This is a genomic window from Candidatus Thermoplasmatota archaeon, assembly GCA_034660695.1.
In the GTDB taxonomy this organism is placed as follows: domain Archaea; phylum Thermoplasmatota; class E2; order UBA202; family DSCA01; genus JAYEJS01.
The window spans coordinates 1-4,044 of the sequence record JAYEJS010000148.1 but is presented as its reverse complement, the minus strand read 5'-3'; the positions used below and the strand labels follow the sequence as shown (position 1 = coordinate 4,044).

Here is a 4,044-nt window from a genome sequence, read left to right as displayed (position 1 = left end):
GAATCACTCTCATGGGTTGACTATAATTTTTCGCTAATTCCAAGAGCTATCTATGAATTTGGGGTTAAGCCTTCATTTGCCAGTTGAATAATCCGAGAGAATACAAATAGTTTTTACACATAGCCTAGCCTGCCACTATTACTATCATGCCGAGATACCTGATGACCGGCGAGCAGAACCAAAATTATGAAATAATTTTGTGCCAGCAATTTTATACCAATCTATCCGGGTTTAATCGTTATCCATGCATCTGGTAAAAACACCTTTTTATTTCAATATTTCAAAAAACCCGTCCTCTAGTTGTGTCTAACTTCTGCATCATCTGGATTCAAAGAACTCCAGATAACATGATAACCCATTTTTTCTAGGGCTTCAAGGCCTAAATTATAACTCCGAAGAACTTCTTCTACATTAGAGACTTTCCTATCATCGATTTCATCTATCTTATGCTTGATTTCTTCTATAACATGGGGTTTAACTATCTTGTTTCCAACTAAAACCCAATCCATTCTATGTTTTTCCAAATAACCCCTTACAGCATTGACTCCAATATTCTTTTTATCAGCGATTTCCTGCAACAAAACAACATCTTTCTTTCTTCCTTTTTCTTCCAATTCATTTAACCCATTCTTCTCCAATTTTCTTAATTCATCTTTATCTTGCCCTTCTTCTATTTTATGCAGACGCTTTACAACCTCCATTATGGGAATCTTCTTGTCATAAAATATCACATCAACATTTTTTCCTTTAAATTCGCTTCCTGTGCACTCCAGATTTTTGTCCACAGCTAAAAATATTTTTTCGTCTATGTTGTTCACTTTGGAAATCTTCTTTTTCAAATATTCTGGTGTCCAAAAACCAACGATTTCCATATACAATTTTCTTCCACGTCTCTCAAAACAAAAATCGGGAATCATAACAAATGGACCAGATGTTAAGACAGATGGTTCTCTCAGAAGATTCCAGTCCTGGCTAACGGAACGAAAATGAGCAGCAAACTCCCTTTCAACCTCGCTGTCAAAAGATTCTTCTTCCACATATTCTGGCAATACATCGCCATTGGAATCATCCATTTCAAAATCATAAATCCGTTTTTCTCCTGCAACGGTTGTTTCAACCTTAGCCTGCATTCTCCATTGGCCTGCTCGGATAACGTGCGGTACAAGTCTTGCAAGAGATGTCCCATATTTCTTTGTTTTTTTGAATAAAGAAGCTGGGCCTGTCACCCTTATGATAGTTTGTCCATCCACAGCATTTTCAGCCTCATACATCAGACCCAAATATTTTATCATACCAAATATCCGCTGATAATTGCCACCTACTATTATCCTTAACCCCAATGCATCAAAAAGAAGGGTTTGCAAAAGCGATAGGTTATATCTTTTCAACAATTCGCTTGTCTCAAGGTATAGTGGTTTTACTAGGATATAATTTTCTTCCTTATCAGCCCAAAAATCCTTTTTCACCGTTTCCATGTCCGCATCAAAATGTTCGGCGGCTTTTTGCAGCATTTCATTTCTTTCTTTACCATTGGTAACATATCCATGGCTGAAAAGGAAAAGTCTTAATTCTCTGGGATCTACTGCCCATTTTTCCTTAAACGTGCTGTTTCTCTCAATAACTGCGGCAAAACCTCTCACCCTTCTAAAATTCTTATAAGTCTCCAAGCCGTTCAGTTCCTCCCTGATATTGCCAAGGATTTCACCGGGTCGGTAACATTCCCTTACTTTCCCCATAAGCATTTCCTCATCTATAGCAAAATCTGGGCTGATATTTGGCTTATGCTTCTTAACCATCAAAAGGGCTTTCGATAACATGTTTCCTATTTCTTCTTTTTTCTTCTATATGATGTTCTTATCTCTGATGTACCACTTGATACTATCTCATATAAAATCGCTTTTTTATCTGATGGACGGAGTATTCTGCCCAGTCTCTGTATATATTCCCTGTTGCTTCCCGTTCCGCTCATGATTATGCCAACATTTGCATCTGGAACATCTATTCCCTCATCCAGAACCTGTGAACTCACGATAGCAGGATATTTTCCCTCCCTAAATCCATTGAGTATTTCCGCTCTTTCGTTTTTATCTGTTTTATAAGTTATGCATGGAATGAAATAATCCTGAGATATTCTGTACACGAGATCGTTGTATCTTGTGAATATTATTAGTCTATCCCCTCTATGATTTTCAAGCAGACTTTCCAGTTCCACCATTTTTGATTTTGAGTTATACGCTATTCTCCTGGCAAGATTTCTCGCCCTCACAGCTTCCCATGCTTTTGGGTCATATCCAGACCTTATGATAATCTTCTGGAAATCGGACGGGCTTCGCATTTTTATGTTTGAGTAGCGAATATAGTTCTGGAATACATCCATGTTTTTCTCGTATTCCTTTTTTTCTTCTGCTATAAGATCAACATCTATTTTTATTACTTTATACGGTGATAAATGCTCACCTGCCAGATCGTCAACCTCTATCTCATAGACTTTTCCTCCCATGAGCTTTGGGAATAATTCATGAAGCCCGTCTTCTCTTTCATATGTGGCCGTCAAGCCCATTCTGAATGGCGATGCAAAAAACTCTGCTATGTGCCTGTAACCTTCCGAAGGGAGATGATGAACTTCATCGAATATCAAAAGTTTGAACTTATTACCAATATTTTCAGCAGTATTGTAGGCAGTATCATATGTCGATACCGTTATAGGCTGCAAATTTTTTTCTCTCCCAGTATATTCCCCGATTTCAATGTCAAATACACTCAGCTGTTCTTTCCACTGGTCCACCAAGTCTAAGGTGGGAACAACTATGAAAGCTGGCGAATTTACGGCCTCGATCGCCTTTAAAGCAATATATGTTTTCCCAGAGCCAGTGGGTAAGACTAATACGCCCCTTCTATCTACCAGCCATCTCTCCAGTGCTTCCATCTGGTAATCTCTGAGTTCTATTTTGCGGTTACATTTGAGATCTGGACATGGTATGAGTTTCAAAACATTGTCCACATGAGGAATGCCTGAGTTTTTGAGATATGTGATAATATCCCTGTAATAAAATGCCAAGCTTCTCATGGTGTGAGATCTATCATCCCATTGGGCATTTGGTATGTTATAATCACCATGTATGTCGATTGTGCCTTTGTAGAAACCTAGATGTACACCTTTATCCACAAAACAATAAATAGACAGAGGTTAAAACAATTTTGCAAAGGTCCATACAATTCAAAACAAAAACACAGAAAAAGTAGGAAGTTTTTTAAATAGCACTCCACCCCTCCCCTCGCTTATATACTCACAGGAGTTTAGTATTTGATAACAGTGATTAAAACCTGCGTGTTAATAAAGTGCCCTGATGTGGGCACATGCGGGTTTGAGATGCTAACGTTCAGGAAGGAGGGTTGTTTTTTCCTTCCCCTCCTTTCTCCCCTCTAATTTTTGTTTTATTGTCTTGGTTTATACCCCACACTACCCAATTTGCTTTTTGCCTTTTCTTTTTTTTACCAAGCCCGTGAGAAATAGTAGCGGTGCGTTCTCAAAGAATTTCGTCGATATTTTTTGATATCGCTTGCACGACACGAACCTAACGCCAGATTTAGGTGCATGTTATATTTCGATTTATAAAGTCATTGTCTTCATCCTTTATCACATATTTCCTCCCTCAAAATCCTTTGTGGTATATCCCTTTTTTTACCTATATCGTAACAATGCTGCAATATGCCCGAAATTTTTTATTTCATCATCATCGATAAATTTTACTATGGTATCTGTTCTCTCCGCAAATTCAATTATTTCCTCAATAACATCCACTTCAGACACGCTATTTCCGCAGTTGAAACATTTGTTGGCTATGCCTTTTCCAACAATCTGACATTGCTCACAAATCCACCCTCTAAGCTTATAGTCCTTCTCTACCAACAACATCTCTACCTGCCCATTCCTCACTGCCTCCTTAGTAGCATCTATGCCATAAACAGCAAGACCATCAGTCAAAATTTCCTTCCTTAACTTTTCAAGCATATCATATCCCACTTCCTTTTCTTTTTCAGCCA

The 4,044-nt window shown here is 38.2% G+C and carries 3 protein-coding genes; all 3 read right to left on the bottom strand.

The window, feature by feature from the left end; genetic code table 11:
• Nucleotides 1–296 precede the first annotated feature (296 nt).
• Nucleotides 297–1,817: a DUF790 family protein gene (locus tag U9O96_07970; protein ID MEA2055021.1), complete on the bottom strand. Its 1,521-nt coding sequence runs from the start codon at nt 1,815–1,817 to the stop codon at nt 297–299.
• Nucleotides 1,818–1,822: 5 nt separating this feature from the next.
• Nucleotides 1,823–3,166: a DEAD/DEAH box helicase family protein gene (locus U9O96_07965; GenBank protein MEA2055020.1), complete on the bottom strand. Its 1,344-nt coding sequence runs from the start codon at nt 3,164–3,166 to the stop codon at nt 1,823–1,825.
• 516 nt (nt 3,167–3,682) lie between these two features.
• Nucleotides 3,683–4,044 (bottom strand): hypothetical protein (locus tag U9O96_07960; GenBank protein ID MEA2055019.1); only part of this gene is annotated, 362 nt, incomplete at its 5' end.